Origin of the sequence: Oceanobacillus limi (genome assembly GCF_900111445.1) — a bacterium.
GTDB lineage: Bacteria > Bacillota > Bacilli > Bacillales > Amphibacillaceae > Ornithinibacillus > Ornithinibacillus limi.
Genome location: NZ_FOHE01000019.1, coordinates 39,752 through 60,546, shown reverse-complemented (window position 1 = coordinate 60,546; position 20,795 = coordinate 39,752). Strand labels below are relative to the sequence as shown.

19 protein-coding genes are annotated in these 20,795 nt (G+C 39.2%); 18 read left to right on the top strand and 1 reads right to left on the bottom strand.

What is annotated here, in order from left to right; all coding sequences use genetic code 11:
• The coding region (locus BMX40_RS20565; protein WP_211753633.1) for a hypothetical protein at nucleotides 1–205 on the bottom strand (205 nt) is incomplete at its 3' end.
• Between the two features lie 81 nt (nucleotides 206–286).
• Here BMX40_RS20565 and BMX40_RS16255 point away from each other — a divergent pair.
• The 18 genes from BMX40_RS16255 to BMX40_RS16175 all read left to right on the top strand — a co-directional run bounded on the left by BMX40_RS16255 (nucleotide 287) and on the right by BMX40_RS16175 (nucleotide 20,669).
• Complete coding sequence (locus BMX40_RS16255; RefSeq protein WP_090871873.1) at nucleotides 287–1,429, top strand: acyl-CoA dehydrogenase; 1,143 nt, start codon at nucleotides 287–289, stop codon at nucleotides 1,427–1,429.
• 14 nt (nucleotides 1,430–1,443) lie between these two features.
• Nucleotides 1,444–2,583, top strand: coding sequence for an acyl-CoA dehydrogenase (locus BMX40_RS16250; RefSeq protein WP_090871871.1), 1,140 nt, complete (start codon nucleotides 1,444–1,446; stop codon nucleotides 2,581–2,583).
• A gap of 15 nt (nucleotides 2,584–2,598) precedes the next feature.
• Nucleotides 2,599–3,543 carry a methylmalonyl Co-A mutase-associated GTPase MeaB gene (meaB, locus tag BMX40_RS16245; protein WP_090871869.1) on the top strand — a complete coding sequence of 315 codons (945 nt, stop codon included), beginning with the start codon at nucleotides 2,599–2,601 and terminating at the stop codon, nucleotides 3,541–3,543.
• The gene (locus BMX40_RS16240) at nucleotides 3,536–4,153 is read left to right on the top strand and encodes a TetR/AcrR family transcriptional regulator (RefSeq protein ID WP_090871867.1); all 618 of its coding nucleotides are present in this window, start codon (nucleotides 3,536–3,538) and stop codon (nucleotides 4,151–4,153) included. Before meaB ends, BMX40_RS16240 begins: the two co-directional genes overlap by 8 nt.
• Before the next feature lie 167 nt (nucleotides 4,154–4,320).
• Nucleotides 4,321–7,563, top strand: coding sequence for a fused isobutyryl-CoA mutase/GTPase IcmF (icmF, locus tag BMX40_RS16235; protein ID WP_090871864.1), 3,243 nt, complete (start codon nucleotides 4,321–4,323; stop codon nucleotides 7,561–7,563).
• A 203-nt stretch (nucleotides 7,564–7,766) separates the two neighbouring features.
• Nucleotides 7,767–8,798, top strand: coding sequence for an alcohol dehydrogenase AdhP (gene adhP / locus BMX40_RS16230; RefSeq protein WP_090871862.1), 1,032 nt, complete (start codon nucleotides 7,767–7,769; stop codon nucleotides 8,796–8,798).
• A gap of 453 nt (nucleotides 8,799–9,251) precedes the next feature.
• The gene (rpoE, locus tag BMX40_RS16225; protein WP_090871860.1) at nucleotides 9,252–9,779 is read left to right on the top strand and encodes a DNA-directed RNA polymerase subunit delta; all 528 of its coding nucleotides are present in this window, start codon (nucleotides 9,252–9,254) and stop codon (nucleotides 9,777–9,779) included.
• 163 nt (nucleotides 9,780–9,942) lie between these two features.
• Nucleotides 9,943–10,077, top strand: a complete 135-nt coding sequence (locus tag BMX40_RS20825; RefSeq protein ID WP_280139688.1) for a hypothetical protein — start codon at nucleotides 9,943–9,945, stop codon at nucleotides 10,075–10,077.
• A gap of 113 nt (nucleotides 10,078–10,190) precedes the next feature.
• Nucleotides 10,191–11,801 carry a CTP synthase gene (locus tag BMX40_RS16220; protein ID WP_090871883.1) on the top strand — a complete coding sequence of 537 codons (1,611 nt, stop codon included), beginning with the start codon at nucleotides 10,191–10,193 and terminating at the stop codon, nucleotides 11,799–11,801.
• A gap of 406 nt (nucleotides 11,802–12,207) precedes the next feature.
• Entirely contained in the window at nucleotides 12,208–12,567 is a 360-nt protein-coding gene (locus tag BMX40_RS16215; RefSeq protein WP_090871858.1) for a response regulator, read from the top strand.
• A 130-nt stretch (nucleotides 12,568–12,697) separates the two neighbouring features.
• Complete coding sequence (gene fba / locus BMX40_RS16210; protein ID WP_090871857.1) at nucleotides 12,698–13,552, top strand: class II fructose-1,6-bisphosphate aldolase; 855 nt, start codon at nucleotides 12,698–12,700, stop codon at nucleotides 13,550–13,552.
• A 29-nt stretch (nucleotides 13,553–13,581) separates the two neighbouring features.
• Nucleotides 13,582–14,226 carry a fructose-6-phosphate aldolase gene (fsa, locus tag BMX40_RS16205; RefSeq protein ID WP_090871854.1) on the top strand — a complete coding sequence of 215 codons (645 nt, stop codon included), beginning with the start codon at nucleotides 13,582–13,584 and terminating at the stop codon, nucleotides 14,224–14,226.
• Nucleotides 14,227–14,575: 349 nt separating this feature from the next.
• Nucleotides 14,576–15,865: a UDP-N-acetylglucosamine 1-carboxyvinyltransferase gene (locus BMX40_RS16200; protein ID WP_090871852.1), complete on the top strand. Its 1,290-nt coding sequence runs from the start codon at nucleotides 14,576–14,578 to the stop codon at nucleotides 15,863–15,865.
• Nucleotides 15,866–15,998: 133 nt separating this feature from the next.
• Nucleotides 15,999–16,967 carry a class II fructose-bisphosphatase gene (gene glpX, locus BMX40_RS16195; protein ID WP_090871881.1) on the top strand — a complete coding sequence of 323 codons (969 nt, stop codon included), beginning with the start codon at nucleotides 15,999–16,001 and terminating at the stop codon, nucleotides 16,965–16,967.
• 412 nt (nucleotides 16,968–17,379) lie between these two features.
• Entirely contained in the window at nucleotides 17,380–18,660 is a 1,281-nt protein-coding gene (rho, locus tag BMX40_RS16190; RefSeq protein WP_090871850.1) for a transcription termination factor Rho, read from the top strand.
• Between the two features lie 172 nt (nucleotides 18,661–18,832).
• Complete coding sequence (locus BMX40_RS16185; RefSeq protein WP_090871848.1) at nucleotides 18,833–19,078, top strand: type B 50S ribosomal protein L31; 246 nt, start codon at nucleotides 18,833–18,835, stop codon at nucleotides 19,076–19,078.
• 205 nt (nucleotides 19,079–19,283) lie between these two features.
• The gene (locus BMX40_RS16180) at nucleotides 19,284–19,904 is read left to right on the top strand and encodes a thymidine kinase (protein ID WP_090871846.1); all 621 of its coding nucleotides are present in this window, start codon (nucleotides 19,284–19,286) and stop codon (nucleotides 19,902–19,904) included.
• A gap of 285 nt (nucleotides 19,905–20,189) precedes the next feature.
• Entirely contained in the window at nucleotides 20,190–20,669 is a 480-nt protein-coding gene (locus tag BMX40_RS16175) for a nuclease-related domain-containing protein (protein WP_090871844.1), read from the top strand.
• Nucleotides 20,670–20,795 lie beyond the last annotated feature (126 nt).

Genomic DNA, 20,795 nt, shown 5'->3' with positions numbered 1-20,795 from the left:
AACGAACGTCGATAACACCTGGAAAATGGTTGATAACTTGGAACAAACGTCGATAACCCCGGTCAAACGGTTGATACCCCGGAACAAACGTCGATAACGGCCGGAAAACGGTTGATAACACAAAACAAACGTCGATAATTCCAGTTAAACGGTTGATAACGCAAAACGAACGTCGATACCGCCCGGGAAACGGTTGATACCGCAAAACAAACGTCGATAACTTCCACGAAACGGGTGATAACCTGTCTAACTCGTTATAACTCGATCAAAGAAAGGAGGTTCTCCAATGAACCTACATTTTACAGAGGAACAGACAATGATGCGTAAGATGGTTCGTGATTTTGCTCAGAATGAGGTTGCTAAAGAAATCCCTAGAATGGAAGCGGAGGATCGATTCCCAAAAGAAATTTTGCAGCAAATGGGGGAGCTAGGCATAATGGGGATTCCCATTCCTGATAATTATGGAGGGGCAGGGATGGATTATACATCCTATATTATTGCTATTCATGAACTATCTAAGGTTAGTGCGACATTAGGGGTAGTTTTGTCGGTCCATACATCTGTTGGAACGAATCCGATTTTATACTTCGGCACGGAAGAGCAAAAGAATCATTATATCCCTAAATTAGCATCTGGAGAATATTTGGGTGCATTTGCATTAACCGAACCTGGTGCAGGCTCGGACGTGAAAGGAATGAGAACCACTGCAAAAAGAGATGGCGATCATTACATTTTAAATGGATCAAAAATATTCATTACCAATGGAGGATATGCCGATACATATGTAACCTTTGCGCGTACAGGAGATGGATCCAACCCCAACCGCATTAGCGCGTTTATCCTTGAAAAGGATACACCTGGATTACACATTGGTAAAAAGGAAAAGAAAATGGGGTTACATGGGTCCAGCACCGTACAGCTTAGCTTTGACCAATGTCGCGTTCCTAAAGAACAGCTTCTCGGAAAAGAAGGGGAAGGATTTAAGATTGCCATGGCTAACCTTAATGTTGGTCGTATAGGAATTGCTGCTCAATCATTAGGGATTGCTGAAGCTGCGTTTGAACATGCTGCGAGCTATGCAAAAGAACGTGAACAATTTGGGAAACCAATTGCTCATAATCAAGGAATCTCTTTCAAGCTTGCCGATATGGCAACCGAGGTGGAAGCTGCAAAACTATTAGTCTATCGTGCTGCATCATTCGTCCAACAAGGTATCCCTTGTGGCAAAGAAGCTTCCATGGCGAAGATGTATGCCTCAAAGACTGCGATGAAAACGGCTATCGAAGCTGTTCAAGTGTATGGCGGCTATGGGTATACAGAAGATTATCCAGCAGAGCGCTTTTTCCGTGATGCAAAAATCACGGAAATATATGAAGGAACCAATGAGATTCAACATATGGTAATTGCCAAACATCTATTGAATGATTAAAGGAGGAACAAACAATGAACTTTCAATTAACCGAAGAACAGGAAATGCTACGTAAAATGGTGCGTGATTTTGCAACAAATGAGGTGGAACCGACCGCAGCAGAACGAGATGAGGAAGAACGTTTTGATAGAGAAATTTTCGATAAAATGGCTGAATTAGGGTTAACAGGTATCCCTTGGCCGGAGGAATATGGAGGAATTGGCTCCGATTATGTGAGTTATGTAATTGCTGTCGAGGAGCTGTCTCGGGTTTGTGCATCAACAGGTGTAACATTGTCTGCACATTTATCTCTAGCCAGCTGGCCAATTTACAAATATGGAAACGAAGAGCAAAAGAAAACCTTTCTCCACCGATTAGCAACGGGTGAGGCGTTAGGTGCCTATGCATTATCGGAGCCGGGGGCAGGTAGTGACGTTGCTTCCATGCGGACAACAGCCAAATTAGACGGAGATCACTACGTACTAAATGGCAATAAAGTTTGGATTACTAATGGTGGCGTGGCGGATATTTACGTTGTTTTTGCAAAAACCGACGTAGATGCCAAACATAAGGGCATTAGCGCATTTATTGTCGAAAAAGGAACAGAAGGATTTACATTCGGCAAAAAAGAGAAAAAATTGGGGATTCGTTCGTCGCCAACAACCGAGCTTATTTTCGAAAATTGTCGTGTGCCAAAAGAAAATCTACTTGGAGCAGAGGGAGAAGGCTTTAAAATTGCCATGACCACGCTTGACGGTGGAAGAAATGGGATTGCGGCACAAGCACTAGGTATTGCGCAAGGTGCTTTAGATGCGTCCACGAATTATGCGAAAGAACGGGAGCAATTCGGTAAGCCAATCGCACATAACCAAGGGATTTCTTTTAAACTAGCGGACATGGCAACGGAAGTGGAAGCGGCTCGCCTCTTAACCTATCAAGCGGCATGGTTAGAGTCAGAGGGGCTACCATATGGAAAAGCATCTGCAATGTCTAAGCTATTTGCTGGCGATGCTGCAATGCGCATCACAGTAGAAGCGGTTCAAGTCTTTGGCGGATATGGTTACACGAAGGATTATCCAGTAGAGCGCTATATGCGTGATGCAAAAATCACTCAAATTTATGAAGGAACACAAGAAGTGCAACGTCTTGTCATTGGAAGAATGGTAACGAAGTAGAAAGGGAGTTTCTAAATGCATGCCTTAGTTGAACGGATTAAGCAAAAGGATATACGAGGACTTGCTAAAGCGATCACCTTAGTTGAAAACGATCATGAGGATAAGCTCGAACTATTAAGTGATGTTTTTGCATTGAAAAAAAATGCGATCTATATTGGGCTTACTGGATCACCTGGGGCTGGAAAAAGTTCATTGGTTAATCGCTTAATATCGCATATTCGATCAGAGGGGAAAACAGTAGCTGTAATAGCGGTGGATCCAACAAGTCCGTTCAGCGGTGGGGCATTACTTGGAGATCGTGTGCGGATGAATGAACATTTTACCGATGATGGTGTGTTTATCCGAAGTATGGCAACGAGAGGAAGTCTAGGAGGCTTAGCACGTGCAACCAAGGATGCGGTACGAATATGTGATGCATTTGGATTTGATGTGGTCATCGTCGAGACAGTTGGTGTCGGTCAATCAGAACTAGATATTATGAAAATTGTAGACACAACAGCCGTTGTATTAACACCAAACAGTGGAGACGTCTTGCAAATTTTCAAAGCAGGTATTATGGAAATCGCCGATTTATTTGTTATCAACAAAGCGGACTTACACGGTGTTGGGAAGTTAAAGGCGCTACTGAGAGAACTTGTCATGATGACGATGACCGAGCACCATCAAACGGCCATTGTTAAAACAGTTTCTACAGAAAACAAAGGAATCGATGAATTATGGGAAAAGATGAAAGCGCATCGAGATTATTTGTATGCTACTTCAGAAGGGAAAGTCAAACGAACGGAGCAAAAGCAATTAGAAGTATATGAACTTATACGTGAAGAAATATGGCGTGATGTGAAGACGTTTATCGAAACAAGAAATGACTTGCCTGCAATCGATCCGGATGATGACCCCTATCAATTAGCTAAAACGTGGCTACAAAAATGGAAACTGGAAGGGGGGACGAAGCATGAATGATAATGAAGTCCTTTCTTCTGTTAAAGATCGGGAGTTAATTGAAAAGCGGCGTAACCAAATGATTAAGGGTGCTATTTCACTCTTTAAAGACAAGGGTTTTCATCGGACAACAACACGGGAAATCGCCAAGGAATCCGGTTTTAGTATTGGAACACTTTATGAGTACATTCGAACGAAAGAAGATGTATTATTCTTAGTTTGTGACTCGATTTACGAACAAGTGCGAGAGCGACTCGAAGCAAAAATTGATTTGCAGCAGCCTTCCATGGAAAACTTTATCAATGTCATTCGCTCCTACTTCGAGCTAATGGATGAAATGCAGGAAGAAGTGTTGATTATGTATCAGGAAGTGAAGTCATTGAAAAAGGATACGTTGGAGTATGTATTAGAGAAGGAACGAGCTATGGTCGGAATGTTGGAGCGGGTAATAAAAACATGCGTAAAGGTAGAAATATCCGATCAAGATGCCGAACTCATCGCGAACAACATTTTCATCCAAGGGCAAATGTGGGGCTTTCGAAGGTGGATGTTGCAAAAACAATTCACGCTTGAGGAGTACATCGATCGGCAAATCCATTATTTAATGCAATCTCTTTCGGTTCAAGAGTAAGCTTTCCGGAAAGGAAGTAGTAGGGTTTACTTTCCATTATACGTGCAGGGAAGTTATCCGTAAAAAACAAGAATGGCAAAAGTTGAATTTAATATAAACGAACGAAGCCATCGTTGTGTCGGGTGGTTCGATAAACAACTTTGAAAAATGAAGAAGGGGGCTTGAAAATGGAACAAGTACAGGTCTACAAACCAAAACACCATGTTCGGTTTGTTACGGCATCTAGTCTTTTTGATGGGCATGATGCTTCCATTAATATCATGAGAAGAATTCTTCAATCGAGTGGAGCCGAAGTAATTCATTTAGGACACAATCGCTCGGTAGAAGATGTTGTGCACGCTGCCATTCAAGAGGATGCGCAAGGGATTGCGATTTCTTCCTATCAAGGCGGGCATGTAGAATATTTTAAATATATGATAGACCTTCTAAAAGAGCTTGGAGCAGATCATATTAAGGTGTATGGCGGCGGTGGCGGTGTTATCATTCCACGCGAAATCAAAGAACTCCATGAATATGGGGTTGCGCGTATTTTCTCTCCAGATGATGGTAGGGAATATGGGTTGCAAGGGATGATCAATCAAATGCTGGAGGAATGTGATTTTATCCCACCAATAGATCTAAATAAGGATAAAGAAAAACTCGCCCAAGGAGATCGTCAAACAATCGGCCGATTTATCACCTATATAGAAAATGATGAAGTGGATGATGACGAAAAACAAGCGGTATTGAATGAGTTAAAGGAAATGGGAAGCGACGATAAACCGGTATTAGGGATTACTGGAACGGGTGGGGCTGGTAAAAGCTCCCTTACCGACGAGTTAATCCGACGTTTTATCAACGAAATTCCAGATAAAAAAATAGCGATTATTTCGATTGACCCAACGAAACGAAAAACAGGTGGTGCTTTATTAGGGGATCGAATTCGCATGAATGCGATTTTTACTGATCGTGTATACATGCGTTCGTTAGCTACTCGGGATTCGAGAAGTGAATTATCGAAATCGATTCAAGATGTCATCGATGTTATTCGAGCATCTGGTTTTGATTTTATCATTGTCGAAACGAGTGGAATTGGTCAAGGGGATGCTGCGATTACAGAAGTTACCAACTTGTCGATGTATGTCATGACAGCTGAGTTCGGAGCACCGACACAATTAGAAAAAATCGACATGATTGACTATGCTGATTTTATTGTCATTAACAAATTTGAACAAAAGGGGTCTGAGGATGCCCTTAATCAAGTGCGTAAACAGTACGAGCGAAGCCATATGCTTTTCCATCAAGATAAGGAAGGCTTTCCTGTATTCGGTACAATTGCTAGTCAGTTTAATGATGCTGGAACGAATGCGTTATTTGCCTCGTTAGTGGATACACTGAACGAAAAGTATCAATGGAACGAAGAAGTGAAATTTGACCGTAATACAATTTCAGAAAAGCAAAACCTAATTATTACGAATGAGCGACGTCACTATTTACGTGAAATTGCAACACATGTACGGAATTACCACAAAAACACAGCGAAACAAAGTGATATTGCTAGAAAACTGTATCAACTGCAAGGCTCTAAAGATATATTGGATGAGGATGACATCGTACACACAATTGATGAAAAAATAAAAGCGTATGAGGAAGAACTCGATCCGAAGGCGAAGAAATTACTGGATTCTTGGGATTCAACCAAAGAAAAATATGATCAAGAAACCATGACATTCAACATTCGAGATAAAGAAATTAAAATGGATATCGTTACCGAATCATTGGCTGGAATAAAAGTCCCTAAGGTAGCATTCCCCAAATATACGGACTGGGGCGAACGCTTAACCTGGCTATTAAAAGAAAATGTACCGGGTGCATTTCCGTTTACAGCAGGAGTATTTCCTTTTAAACGAAAAGGGGAGGATCCTACTCGACAATTTGCTGGAGAGGGAACACCAGAACGAACCAATCGTCGCTTCCATTACTTATCCAAAAATGAGGATGCCAAACGATTATCGACAGCTTTTGACTCGGTGACACTTTATGGCGAAGATCCTGCACACCGACCTGACATTTACGGGAAAGTTGGCGAAAGTGGTGTCAATATTTGTACCCTAGAGGATATGAAAAAACTATATGATGGTTTTGACTTAACGGATCCGAAAACATCTGTATCTATGACAATAAACGGGCCAGCGCCAATTATTTTGGCGATGTTCTTTAATACTGCCATTGATCAGCAGCTAACTAAATTTAAAGAAGAACAAGGTAGAGAGCCAAGTGTGGAAGAATATGAAAAAATGAAAGCAGAAACATTAGCTGTTGTACGTGGAACGGTACAGGCGGACATTTTAAAAGAGGACCAAGGGCAAAATACGTGTATCTTCTCGACTGAATTTGCTTTACGAATGATGGGGGATATTCAGCAGTATTTTATTGATAACGAGGTTCGAAATTATTACTCTGTATCTATTTCGGGTTACCATATTGCGGAAGCAGGTGCAAATCCGATTACACAGCTAGCATTTACACTAGCAAATGGATTTACGTATGTGGAATATTACTTAAGTAGGGGAATGGATATTAATAAATTTGCACCAAACCTATCGTTCTTCTTTTCAAATGGGCTTGATCCAGAATATACGGTGATTGGCCGTGTAGCCCGCCGCATTTGGGCAATTACAATGCGTGATAAATATGGTGCGAATGAACGTAGTCAAAAATTAAAGTATCATATTCAAACTTCGGGGCGTTCGCTTCATGCGCAGGAAATTGACTTTAATGATATTCGTACGACTTTACAAGCATTACTTGCGATTCAGGATAATACAAACTCGTTGCATACCAATGCATATGATGAGGCCATTACAACACCAACAGAGGAATCGGTGCGACGAGCGATGGCCATTCAAATGATCATTAATCGAGAATTTGGATTAACCAAAAACGAAAACTCATTACAAGGATCTTTTATTGTAGATGAATTAACAGATCTTGTTGAAGAAGCAGTTTTACAAGAGTTTGAGCGAATTAATGACCGTGGGGGAGTTCTTGGGGCCATGGAACGACAATATCAACGAGGGAAAATCCAGGAAGAGTCCTTATATTACGAAGGGAAAAAACACTCTGGAGAACTACCAATAATTGGTGTGAACACGTATTTAAATCCTAATCCTCCATCAGAAGAAGAGATTGATTCCATGGAGCTTGCTCGTGCGACAAAAGAAGAGAAAGAGCATCAAATTAGTGAACTCCATAAATTCCAGCAGAGGAATGAAACTCAAGTGGAAAATGCATTAACACGATTGAAGGAAGTAGCGGCTTCAGGTGGCAATATATTTGCTGAGTTAATGGAAACCGTTAAAGTCGCAAGTTTAGGTCAGATTACCAATGCACTATATGAAGTGGGCGGACAATATCGTAGGAATATGTAATTTCGATAATGTATAAAGAGGAGTTGAGAAGGCATTACTGCTTTCTCAACTTTTTTCGAGGTAGTTGAAATGGATTAGATAATGCAATTAAAATTCAAATTATGTTCAATATTTCACAATCATACATTCCATAAACCATGTTATGCTGAATTTGTAGTCAATAAGCGCCTCAAAAGGTGTTAAAATTAAAGGAGTGGTCATGTATGAAAGCGGTAGTAGTTAATCCAAATAACAAAACAAATGTTGAAGTTATTGAAAAGGAAATTAGACCATTACAATCAGGGGAAGCTTTAGTAGATATTGAATATTGTGGAGTTTGTCATACTGATTTACATGTAGCTGCTGGTGATTTTGGTAATGTGGAGGGGCGTATCCTTGGTCATGAAGGTATAGGTGTTATATCTAAAGTGGCTGATGATGTTACTAGCTTAAAGATTGGTGATCGAGTAAGCGTTGCATGGATGTTTGAGTCATGTGGAATGTGTGAGTATTGTACAACTGGCAGAGAAACATTTTGCCGTAATGTTAAAAACGCAGGTTATAGCATAGATGGTGGAATGGCAGAACAATGTATTGTAACTGCTGATTATGCAGTGAAAGTTCCAGAAGGTCTGGATCCTGCACAAGCAAGTAGTATAACATGCGCTGGTGTTACTACGTATAAAGCCATTAAGGTTGCTGATATAAAACCTAGCCAATGGATTGTAATATATGGTTGTGGTGGATTGGGTAATCTAGCAATCCAATACGCAAAACATGTGTTTAATGCGAAAGTAATAGCGGTAGACATTAATGAAGATAAACTAGCACTAGCGAAGGAAATAGGAGCAGATATGACAATTAACCCTAATACTCAGGGTGATGCTGATATAATTATTCAACAAGTCGGTGGTGCACATTCCGCCGTTGTAACAGCAGTTTCAAAAACAGCATTTAACTCAGCTGTAAATGCTGTTCGTGCTTGTGGTAAAGTAATTGCAGTCGGTTTACCATCAGAGACTATGGATTTAAGTATTCCACGTCTTGTCCTTGATGGTATTGAAGTAGTTGGTTCATTGGTTGGTACTCGTAAGGATTTAGAAGAAGCCTTCCAATTTGGGGCAGAAGGAAAAGTTGTTCCAGTTGTGCAAACTAGGTGTTTACATGAAGTTCAAGATATATTCGAAGAAATGGAGCAAGGTAAGATTCAAGGTCGCATGGTAATCGATTTTAATCAGCACAAGTGTAATTCCTAGTATAAATAATACGGGTTTTCACATACAGAAAATATGATGATGAAAAATGAAAAGGTTGGTTTAAGTAGTATTAGTGAACCAGCCTTTTATTATTTAAAATTCGTAGATTCTGCCTTGTAATTGGCAGACTGACATAATGCGCCGGCCGATCGCATGTTGGCACTAGCACTTCCTTAGCGTCGTAAGGCCACCGCTACAACCTAAGTGGTGAAACCAAAGAGGTTAAGTTGGAGGGGGAACACCCCACTGATTGAAGGTTATCTTTATTTTTCACCTACAAATATGTCTTTTTTAGTAGCATAATCCGTTATGATTTGTTTATAATGTATGATATGGTTTATACTGCGTGATAGAAAGGATAATTATTACCTTTCTCTTGGTTAAGTAAATACATAAATGATAATACGAAGAAGGCAAATGCCATAAAAACAATAGAAAAGGGAGTGCGGTACCGTGAGCTTAGATAACTTTGGCCGCGAGGAATTAAAAAACATGTCAATGATTGAGTTGGCACATTTAATCTTATTGGATGAAAAGAAGGCTATAAACTTCAGAGAGATCTTTGATAAAATTGCTGAAATGAAAGAGTTCACCAATGAGCAAAAGGAAGAATTTATTGCTCAGTTCTATACGGACTTAAACATCGATGGTCGTTTCATGACGCTTGGTTCCAACATGTGGGGATTGAAGCGCTGGTATCCAGTAGAACAAATGGATGAGGAAGTTAATTTAGCACCAAAGAAGAAAAAGAAAAAAGCGAAGAAGAAAAAGAAAGAAGTTATTGAAGATGATGAAATAGACATCGAAGCAGAAGACCTTGATATCGTAGATGGTGATGTTGAGGAATTAGTCGATGGATTTGCTGATGATGAAGACGAAGATTTTGATGAAATAGATGATGACTTCGACGACTTTGATGAAGATCTAGACGATGATCAAGAAGACGATGATACAGAAGATGATGAAGAGGAAGAAAAATAAGGGTTGGAAAAGTGTGCTTGACTTTTTGGTAACCTATGAGTACAATTCTTATTGGGCTCTTTAAATTTCGTAACAAAGCGTTTCCCTATTCAGGGAGGCGCTTTTCTTATTTTATGTAAGATTTTTGGCTAATAAGCAACGAAAAAATATCTAACTTGCATAAATGAAGAATGACATTCGCCATAAAGGTAGGAATATGTCATTTATTCTAATGAAAAAAAGGACGATTCTTGTAACGTTTATTGCGCACAATAAAGGGTATAGAGATGAAGATCGAAAAAATGTTATTCCCGTGTAAGAATAGAGCAAGCTCATCCCACTTCCAAGTCTAGGAATAGTGGGACCCTTCATGGATTGGCGTTTTATTTTAATTTATATATTTTTTAAATTCAACAGAAAGAGGGATGCATGGTGACTAAATATATATTTGTCACAGGTGGCGTGGTATCATCACTAGGAAAAGGGATTACAGCAGCTTCATTAGGCCGCCTTTTAAAAAATCGAGGGTTGAAGGTTACAATTCAAAAGTTTGATCCGTATATCAATGTTGACCCAGGGACAATGAGCCCATATCAGCATGGGGAAGTTTTTGTTACAGATGATGGAGCAGAAACAGACCTTGATTTAGGACATTATGAACGCTTTATTGATATTAATTTAAATAAATACAGCAATATTACAACCGGTAAAGTCTATTCCAGTGTAATTAAAAAGGAGCGCCGAGGTGATTACCTAGGTGGCACCGTACAAGTAATTCCACACATAACCAATGAAATAAAGGAACAGGTATTTCGTGCTGGTGAAGCGACCAACGCGGATGTTGTAATTACTGAAATCGGTGGAACCGTAGGGGATATTGAATCATTGCCGTTCCTTGAAGCAATTCGCCAAATTAAAAGTGACATTGGAAAAGATCATGTTATGTATATCCACTGTACACTTGTTCCTTATATTAAAGCAGCAGGAGAAATGAAGACAAAACCGACACAACATAGTGTAAAGGAACTACGTTCACTCGGAATTCAGCCTGATGCCATCGTACTGCGTACCGAGCATTCCATAAGCAAAGAAATGAAAGAAAAAATAGCTCTATTTTGTGATATTAATGAACGAGCAGTTATTGAAATGCGTGATGCTGAAATTCTTTATGAAGTTCCAATTGCATTGCAGGAACAGCACCTAGATCAATTAACTTGTGATCATTTCGGATTAGAATGTAATGCTGCGGATATGGTCGAATGGAAGCAGTTAGTGGAGAAAGTTCGTGGCCTATCTAAAACAATTGATATTGGGTTGGTTGGTAAATACGTCGAACTTCCAGATGCCTATATTTCCGTAGTTGAATCCTTGAAGCATGCTGGATATGCTTATGATTCCGATATTCGTGTACATTGGATTAACTCTGAAAAATTAGATAAGGACACCATAAAGGATGAACTATCTAAGGTTGATGGAATCATTGTTCCAGGTGGATTTGGAGACCGGGGCATTGAAGGGAAAATAGCAGCGATTCAATATGCTCGTGAAAACAACGTTCCATTCTTGGGGATATGCTTAGGAATGCAGCTAGCAACAGTGGAATTTGCTCGAAATGTACTCGGACTTGACGGTGCACATTCGGCAGAGATAGACCCAAGCACACCTTACCCGATTATTGATTTATTACCAGAACAAAAGGATGTTGAGGATTTAGGTGGAACATTACGTCTAGGAATATACCCTTGTAAATTAAAAGATGGAACAAAAACAAAAGCTGCATATAACAATGCTGATGTAGTAGAGGAACGTCATCGCCATCGTTATGAATTTAACAATGAATACCGTGATCAAATGGAAGCAAATGGTTTTGTATTCTCAGGTACGAGTCCAGATGGAAGATTAGTGGAAACAATTGAAATTGAAAATCACCCATGGTTTGTTGCAAGTCAGTTTCATCCTGAATTTAAATCTCGACCAACAAGGGCACAGAACCTATTCTTAGGATTCATCGGTGCTTCAGTTGAATATAATAATAATAATTAAGGATCTTTTATTTACTTCGTAGTTTTCCTAAGCGAGTATTTAGTCCTAGAAAGAGGGCGCGCGCTATAAAACGAACGGAGAAAGGTTAAGCATGCAATACCCGCGTTGTTCTTACAAGTGCTTGTAAAGATTCATTTTATTCCCTAAATATAACCAATTTCCCAACCAGTAAAAAAGTCACAAATGTTCGGTAATTTACGATCATATGTGACTTTTTTTGCTATATTAACATATATAGGTTTAGGAATCCCAAAAATAGGGAAAAAGGTTTTGGTCTGCTTATCAGTGTGGACAAATTCCGTTTACAAAATAAAAATAAAACCTGAAAAGTTGTTCGCTAAAAAGAAGGACTATCCTACTATTTGTCGAATAACGTATATAGGGTAAAGGGGGATGGAGTATTAAAATGGACAAAGAAATACTAGTTGTAGATGATGAACATGGAATCCGGTTACTACTTGAAGATATTTTAACAAATGAGGGATATAAAGTTATTACAGCAAAAACTGGTAAAGAAGCTTTGGATAAGCTAAATGCACACTCCATTAGTTTGATGATACTAGATTATAAGCTACCTATTGTAGATGGTTTGGAAATTTTAAAGAAATTAGACAGAGAAAAAACGGAAGTACCTACTGTTGTAATGAGTGGACTTGTGGAGAAAATAACGGAAGAAACTAAGGATATTTCCAATGTGAAGTCTATTCTAGCGAAACCTTTTAATGTGCTAGACGTAGTACAAGAAGTTCAATCAATATTGGCATAATCAATTAAATTTTTCAAAAAGTTTGCCTGTTGTAGAAGTGCTCTCATTTCTTGCTACTTGGTGCGCGACTTGGTATTCTTATTAAGAAGATAAAAATATAATTGATTCATCTATGAAGGAGGATACCTATATGCCATTAGTATCGATGAAAGAGATGCTAGAAAAAGGGAAAGACAACGGGTATGCGGTAGGACAGTTTAATTTAAATAATTTAGAATATGCTCAAGCTATTCTTCAAGCAGCTGAGGAAGAGAAATCACCAGTAATTTTAGGTGTTTCTGAAGGTGCTGGAAAATACATGGGCGGCTTTAATGTTGTTGTTTCAATGGTTGAAGCATTGATGGAATCTTATGGAACGACTGTACCAGTTGCCATCCATTTAGACCATGGTTCAAGCTTCGAAAAATGTGCACAAGCGATTCATGCAGGATTCACTTCTGTTATGATCGATGGATCTCACCATCCGATTGAAGAAAATATTGAAGTGACGAAAAAAGTAGTTGAATTGGCACATATTCACGGCGTTTCTGTTGAAGCAGAAGTAGGAACTGTTGGTGGAGAAGAAGATGGTGTTATTGGTGGAATTAATTATGCGGACTTAAATGAATGTAAAAGCTTGGTTCAGGAAACGGGCGTTGATTGCTTAGCACCAGCACTTGGTTCTGTTCATGGTGAATATCAAGGTGAGCCAAACCTAGGATTCAAAGAAATGGAAGAGATTCTAAACGCTGTTAATGTACCATTAGTATTACACGGAGGTACTGGTATTCCAACGAAAGATATCCAAAAAGCAATTTCTTTAGGTACTGCAAAAATTAATGTGAACACAGAAAACCAATTAGCACAAGCTAAAACAGTTCGTAAAGTACTAGAAGAAAAGCCTAATCTATATGATCCACGTAAATACTTAGGACCTGGTACGGAAGCAATTAAGCAAACTGTTATTGGTAAAATGCGCGAATTTGGTTCTTCCAATCAAGCTTAATTAATCTAAAATAGGGTGGGGATCGTTTTATGAAATTTTTCGTAGACACAGCGAACATTGATGATATTCGTTCCGCAAATGAGCTTGGGATTTTAGCAGGAGTTACGACGAATCCAAGTCTTGTTGCAAAAGAAGGAGTATCATTTCATGAGCGATTAAGAGAAATTACGGCAGAAGTATCTGGTTCTGTAAGTGCAGAAGTGATTGCTGAAGATGCAGCAGGTATGATTGCGGAAGGGAAAGACCTTGCAGCAATCGCTCCAAACATTACGGTAAAAGTACCAATGACCTTAGAAGGCTTAAAAGCTGTAAAAGCATTTAGTGACCTTAATATAAAAACAAATGTCACATTGATATTTAATGCTAACCAAGCTCTACTTGCAGCGCGAGCAGGTGCTACATATGTTTCACCATTTTTAGGACGCTTGGATGATATTGGTCATGATGGAATGGAGTTAATAGCTACCATTTCTGAAATTTTTGATCGTCATGATATTAAAACGGAGATTATTGCAGCATCGATCAGACATCCATTACATGTTATAGAAGCAGCGCGAAACGGAGCGAACATTGCAACCGTTCCTTACAACGTGCTCGGACAACTTGTAAAACACCCATTAACAGATCAAGGTATTGAGAAATTCCTTGCTGATTGGAATAAACAAAATAGTTAAGCATGAAAAACAGAAGAAGCGTCAAGAATAATAACAAAAGCTGAAGCATCCGAAAAGCGGCGTAAGGAGTGGACTGAATCGAAGGAGATAAAGGAAACACTGGAGCGTAGCGGAAGATGTTGACTTATTGTACGGAGATGAAGGAAGTCCACTAGACGCTGGATGCTGAAGCTAGAATAACAAAAGCTGAAGCATCCGAAAAGCGGCGTATTCGCCCACAAATAAGGTGCAAGCAGATGAACAAATAGGCTGGGTGGTGCATAAAATACCATTCAGCCTAATCAACATAAAACTCAAAAAAAGAGAGATCAAATCATGAATTTGATGCCTCTAAAAGTGGGGTTTTGATATGCAGAAAATGATAGTAGAAGGCGGAAGAACATTAAACGGAAAAGTGCGTATCAGCGGTGCGAAGAACAGTGCTGTTGCGTTATTACCGGCCGCAATTTTAGCAGATTCACAAGTAACAATTGAAGGACTACCAAATATCTCAGATGTCGATACACTGGGAGGATTGTTAGAAGAAATTGGTGGAGATGTTTCGTGGGGACCGGATCAAACCGTTCATATTAATCCCGCGAATATGATATCGATGCCATTGCCGAACGGAAAAGTTAAAAAGCTACGAGCATCGTATTATTTTATGGGTGCTATGCTTGGTAAATTCAACAAGGCGGTTATCGGGTTGCCTGGGGGCTGTTTCTTAGGTCCGCGTCCCATTGATCAGCATATTAAAGGCTTTGAAGCATTAGGGGCTGAAGTAACGAATGAGCAGGGTGCCATCTACCTAAGGGCAAATGAGCTTAGAGGCGCAAGAATTTACCTCGACGTAGTTAGTGTAGGCGCAACAATCAATATTATGCTTGCAGCTGTGAAAGCCAAAGGAAAAACAATCATTGAAAATGCAGCGAAAGAACCGGAAATTATCGATGTAGCGACCTTGTTAACCAATATGGGAGCGAAGATTAAAGGTGTAGGGACAGATGTTATACGAATCGAAGGTGTACCTTCTCTACATGGATGTCGCCATACCATAATCCCAGATCGGATTGAAGCAGGTACCTATGCCATTGCAGCGGCTGCAGCTGGGAATGAAGTTGTGATCGATAACGTGATTCCACAGCATTTAGAGTCCATTCTAGCAAAATTAAGAGAGATGGGTGTCACCATAGAAGACAGCGACGAACAGCTACTCATTGCACCACGAAACCCACTAAAGAGTGTGGATATAAAAACATTAGTATATCCAGGCTTTCCGACAGATCTCCAACAACCGTTTACCACATTAATGACAAAAGCACATAATACAGGTATCATTACCGATACGATCTATTCAGCACGACTCAAGCATATTGACGAATTGCGCCGTATGAATGCTATAATAAAGGTTGAAGGTGGTTCTGTAATTGTCTCTGGTCCAACCCAGCTAGAAGGTGCTCGAGTCAAAGCGAGCGATTTACGAGCAGGAGCAGCTTTGGTAATAGCAGGGTTAATGGCCAATGGGATAACGGAAATTACTGGTCTCGACCATATTGATCGAGGTTATGAAAACATGACAGAGAAGTTAAATAGCCTAGGTGCAAAAGTATGGCGAGAAGATATGAGTGAAGAAGAGATCATTCAATATCAAAATTCATAGACGATAGCATTGTTGCAATTCCCTTCACTTTTTAAAATATAATTCTCTTGGGATGAGGTTATTTTTTAAAATTCTGTTCAAAAAGTGGGATTTACCGACCTTTATGAACAGCTAAAAGGGAGAGGGAATGGATATGGAAAGAAGCTTAACAATGGAAATCGTTCGTGTAACAGAGGCGGCTGCTTTATCCTCTGCACGCTGGATGGGGCTAGGGAAAAAGGAAGAAGCCGATGATGCGGCTACCTCAGCCATGCGTGATGTATTCGACACAATTCCAATGCAAGGTAAGGTTGTAATTGGCGAAGGGGAAATGGATGAAGCGCCGATGCTCTACATTGGTGAAGAGCTTGGTACTGGTTCTGGTCCATTAGTCGATATCGCTGTTGATCCGTTAGAAGGAACAAGAATTGTTGCTCAAGGCACATGGAACGCTCTTGCAGTAATAGCAATTGCGGATCAAGGCAAATTACTACATGCTCCAGATATGTACATGAAAAAAATAGCTGTTGGACCAGAAGCGGTAGGTAAGATTGATATAAACGCTCCAATTAGCGATAATTTACGAGCAGTTGCACAAGCCAAACATAAGAACATAGAAGATTTGGTGGCAGTCGTATTGGATCGGCCGCGCCATCAAGAGTTAATTGATGAAATCCGTGAAGCAGGAGCACGTATTAAACTAATACCAGATGGTGATGTTGCTGCAGCAATTAATACAGCTTTTGATGATACAGGTGTCGACATTTTATTTGGCATTGGTGGTGCACCAGAGGGTGTTTTGGGAGCTGTAGCGTTAAAATGCCTCGGTGGTGAAATGCAAGGTCAACTTGTTCCTTCAAATGAAGAAGAACGAATTCGTTGTGAAGCAATGGGCATTTCCGATACAAATAGAGTTTTTTATATGGATGATTTTTGTGGCGGAGATGATGCCATCTTTGCAGCAACTGGTGTAACCGATGGTGAATTGCTAAAAGGTGTTCAGTTTAAAGGTACTAACGCAACAACACAAACGGTAGTTATGCGTGCTAAAAGCGGAACGGTAAGATTTATAGACGGAAAACATAGCTTACAAAAGAAACCAAACTTAGTCATAGAGCCTTAAAAACATACGATAAGGGGCATTTTTAAATGTCCCTTATCCCCCTTTATGAAAGAAAACTCCAGGACTTCCATCATTCGTTTAAAAAGGTATTGAATCTTACTAGTAAAACGGGTAATATTGTATATGTTTAATATATCTATTGAGTGGTTATTATTTTAATACATAGAAAAAATATGCGTACGTTATTCGTATTGTACCTAAAACTTCTATTCTATCTTCTAAAACCTTCATTTCTTCAATAGATAATACTACCAATCATGAAGCGAGAATCTCATCCATTATGATCCGAGTAGCAATTAAGGAGAATGTATTTTTTCTTTCTTTTCAATAATTCAACAATTCGATCATGATGAAAAATATAAAATACTCTATCAAAATAGTAAATATGTAAAAAAGAATAGGCGTGGTGATTATGGCAGAACTAACAATTTCAAAATTAGAAACATTAACATTAAAAGAAATTTATGCGTTGGCGCGTGAATATAAAGTCTCCTATTATGCAAAATTAACGAAGAAAGAATTGATTTTTGCGATTTTAAAGGCACAAGCAGAAAAAGATGGATTCTTATTTATGGATGGTGTATTAGAAATCATTCCTTCTGAGGGATTTGGTTTTTTACGACCGATCAATTATTCTCCAAGTGCTGAAGATATTTATATTTCTGCATCACAAATTCGTCGCTTTGACTTACGTAACGGGGATAAAGTATCTGGAAAGGTGCGACCTCCAAAAGAGAATGAACGATATTATGGATTATTACATGTAGACGCTGTTAATGGAGATGATCCAGAAACTTCTAAGGAGCGAGTTCACTTTCCTGCCCTAACGGCGCTATACCCGGATCGTCTAATGAAGCTAGAGACAAAACAAAATAGTCTTTCTACCCGTATCATGGATTTGATGACCCCTGTTGGGTTTGGACAACGTGGTCTAATCGTTGCCCCACCAAAAGCCGGTAAAACAATGCTTTTGAAGCAAATTGCAAACAGCATTTCGAAAAATCACCCGGATGCCAAGCTAATCATCTTATTAGTTGATGAGCGACCAGAGGAAGTAACCGACATAGAGCGGTCTGTACACCCTGATGTTGATGTAGTATCCTCAACATTTGATGAAGTGCCAGAAAGTCATATCAAAGTATCGGAATTGGTATTAGAAAGAGCAATGCGTTTAGTAGAGCATAAACGTGATGTCATCGTGTTAATGGACAGTATCACACGTTTAGCGCGTGCATACAACCTTGTTATTCCACCAAGTGGGCGCACATTGTCTGGAGGGATCGACCCTGCAGCATTTCACCGTCCAAAACGATTCTTTGGTGCGGCGAGAAACATTGAAGAAGGTGGAAGTTTTACCATTCTAGCAACAGCGCTTGTGGAAACAGGATCGAGAATGGATGATGTTATTTACGAGGAATTTAAAGGTACAGGTAACATGGAACTGCATCTTGATCGTAATTTGGCACAACGCCGTATCTTCCCTGCGATTGATATTCTACGTTCTAGTACGCGAAAAGAAGAGTTGCTAGTAGATAAAGGGCATTTGGATAAAATGTGGGCAATCCGCAAAACGATGCAGGATTCCCATGATTTCTTAGAGCGTTTCTTACGTAAGCTAAAAACATCTAGTTCCAATGAAGAATTTCTTCATAAGATGGATGAAGAAATGAAGCGGAAAGGTATTACTAAATAATGTTATCAACTGGTAACCATTATTAGGCTGAAATATACTGCTAGACTATTGCAAACAAGAGCCGACACTGTTATAATTTTTAAAGTGAGTTAAGCTAAGGTATAACACCTATGACGGCTCTTAAAATAAACTCTGTTTCCAAGGGACTCAGGGCAAAAAGGAGTGGAAAGACATGAAAAAGGACATTCATCCAGAATACAAGAAGGTTGTATTTCTAGATACAAGCTCTGATTACAAATTCTTGACTGGTTCAACACTTGAATCTGAGGAAACAATCGAGTGGGAAGATGGTAACACATACCCATTGATCCGTGTTGAAATTAGTTCTGAATCTCATCCATTCTACACTGGTAAGCAAAAAGCTGACAAAGTTGGCGGACGTGTAGATCGATTCAAGAAGAAATATAATATGCAATAAGAGGTTGTCAGTGGACAACCTGATTCATAAAAAAACAGGCAAATTGTCTATACTTTGCCTGTTTTTTTACTTTCAAATGGACATTTACATGGTGAGTCTTCTTTACCGTGTTTTTATATAATTTTATTCGCAAATGCTTTTATAAATTAATGTATGATTTCGTGATAAACTTAATTTTACATAAGTAGAAGGGAGATCCCATTTCATGTACGTAATGAAACAAAGTGGTTGGGTTGAAGTGATCTGTGGAAGTATGTTTTCTGGGAAGTCTGAAGAATTAATCCGCAGAGTTCGTCGTGCAACCTATGGCAATTTAACAGTCCGCGTATTTAAACCTGCTATTGATAATCGTTATGATGATGAAGCAGTTGTTTCACATAATGGAACGTCTACAATGGCACGGCCAGTGAAGAGTTCGGATGAAATTCTCGATCATATAACAGGTGACATTGACATTGTTGGAATCGATGAAGTGCAGTTTTTTGATGAGAATATTGTAGAGGTTGCAGATGAATTGGCAAACCAAGGTATTCGGGTAATCGTTGCAGGTCTTGATACAGATTTTCGTGGGGAACCGTTTGGCCCAATGCCCAAATTAATGGCATTATCGGAATCTGTTACAAAGCTAAATGCAATCTGTCCGGTATGTGGATCTCCAGCAAGTCGTACACAGCGACTTATAAATGGACAACCTGCCAACTATGATGATCCAATCATCCAAGTAGGTGCATCTGAATCCTATGAGCCAAGATGCCGCCACCATCACGAAGTACCCAATAAACCAGTAAACCATATTGTCAAAAGTTTAATAAAAGCAACGAAATAGTTGTGATTGTGGGAAAAGCATCCGGTGGGGTGCTTTTTTTTATGGGAGCGGGTTGGCGATGGGATGAGGAGCGAGATTTATGCGCGGGAGTTTAGAGAGAATCATAAATTCTTTTTTTAGCTCAAAAGAGTGTCCGATGCGCTCATAAAATATATTATTCGCTCATATTCGACAAGAAATCAATCATAAACAGGTAATAAATGATCATAAAAAATAGTTTGTAATAAAAGGAGATTGAAGCATGCAGGTCGAATAGATATGTAATTAGACGAAGGAGGTTGAGTCATGGAATTAAAGCCCCATGAAAAAACACTAGAACTATTACAGCTACAGGTCCTAGATAGTAGAATTTCCAGCAATCATACGATGAAAGAGGGCGTACAAACAGATCTGAAGGTAAAACTTGCGGAAGTAAAGGGAGAGGAGGCGTTGAAATATCCATTAGGATTTTTAGAAGAAGGTAAATACTTTATTTTACATAATTTGAGAATACCTGATAATAATGGGTACTTTCAAATTGATACACTTGTTTTAAGTGAACGATATCTACTTATTTTAGAAGCGAAAAATTGGTATGGAACATTATTGTTTAATCGTAATGGTCAAGTTACACGAATTGATGATGATGCTAAAGAAGAAGGGTTTCAAAATCCTATTGTGCAAGCTAAGATGCAACGTTATCGACTTCAAAGATGGCTAAATAACAAAGGCTTAGCGATATACCGATTGAATATTTTGTTGTCATTAGTTTCCCCTCTACAATAATTAAACCGTCCTCATCAAACGAAAGCGTTCCTCGTAAAGTAATTTATAGTAATCAATTGTATTTGGAAATTAAGAAACTAGATAATAGCCACACAGGAAAACTTCAAGAAGTAAGTCAACTTTTAC

Coding starts and splice junctions, on each gene's coding strand:
- BMX40_RS16250 (WP_090871871.1), top strand. CDS start 1,444: ATGAACTTTCAATTAACCGAAGAACAGGAAATGCTACGTAAAATGGTG.
- BMX40_RS16185 (WP_090871848.1), top strand. CDS start 18,833: ATGAAAAAGGACATTCATCCAGAATACAAGAAGGTTGTATTTCTAGAT.
- BMX40_RS16200 (WP_090871852.1), top strand. CDS start 14,576: ATGCAGAAAATGATAGTAGAAGGCGGAAGAACATTAAACGGAAAAGTG.
- rho (WP_090871850.1), top strand. CDS start 17,380: ATGGCAGAACTAACAATTTCAAAATTAGAAACATTAACATTAAAAGAA.
- fba (WP_090871857.1), top strand. CDS start 12,698: ATGCCATTAGTATCGATGAAAGAGATGCTAGAAAAAGGGAAAGACAAC.
- BMX40_RS16180 (WP_090871846.1), top strand. CDS start 19,284: ATGTACGTAATGAAACAAAGTGGTTGGGTTGAAGTGATCTGTGGAAGT.
- BMX40_RS16255 (WP_090871873.1), top strand. CDS start 287: ATGAACCTACATTTTACAGAGGAACAGACAATGATGCGTAAGATGGTT.
- glpX (WP_090871881.1), top strand. CDS start 15,999: ATGGAAAGAAGCTTAACAATGGAAATCGTTCGTGTAACAGAGGCGGCT.
- fsa (WP_090871854.1), top strand. CDS start 13,582: ATGAAATTTTTCGTAGACACAGCGAACATTGATGATATTCGTTCCGCA.
- meaB (WP_090871869.1), top strand. CDS start 2,599: ATGCATGCCTTAGTTGAACGGATTAAGCAAAAGGATATACGAGGACTT.
- BMX40_RS16240 (WP_090871867.1), top strand. CDS start 3,536: ATGAATGATAATGAAGTCCTTTCTTCTGTTAAAGATCGGGAGTTAATT.
- adhP (WP_090871862.1), top strand. CDS start 7,767: ATGAAAGCGGTAGTAGTTAATCCAAATAACAAAACAAATGTTGAAGTT.
- BMX40_RS16215 (WP_090871858.1), top strand. CDS start 12,208: ATGGACAAAGAAATACTAGTTGTAGATGATGAACATGGAATCCGGTTA.
- icmF (WP_090871864.1), top strand. CDS start 4,321: ATGGAACAAGTACAGGTCTACAAACCAAAACACCATGTTCGGTTTGTT.
- BMX40_RS20825 (WP_280139688.1), top strand. CDS start 9,943: ATGAAGAATGACATTCGCCATAAAGGTAGGAATATGTCATTTATTCTA.
- BMX40_RS16175 (WP_090871844.1), top strand. CDS start 20,190: ATGGAATTAAAGCCCCATGAAAAAACACTAGAACTATTACAGCTACAG.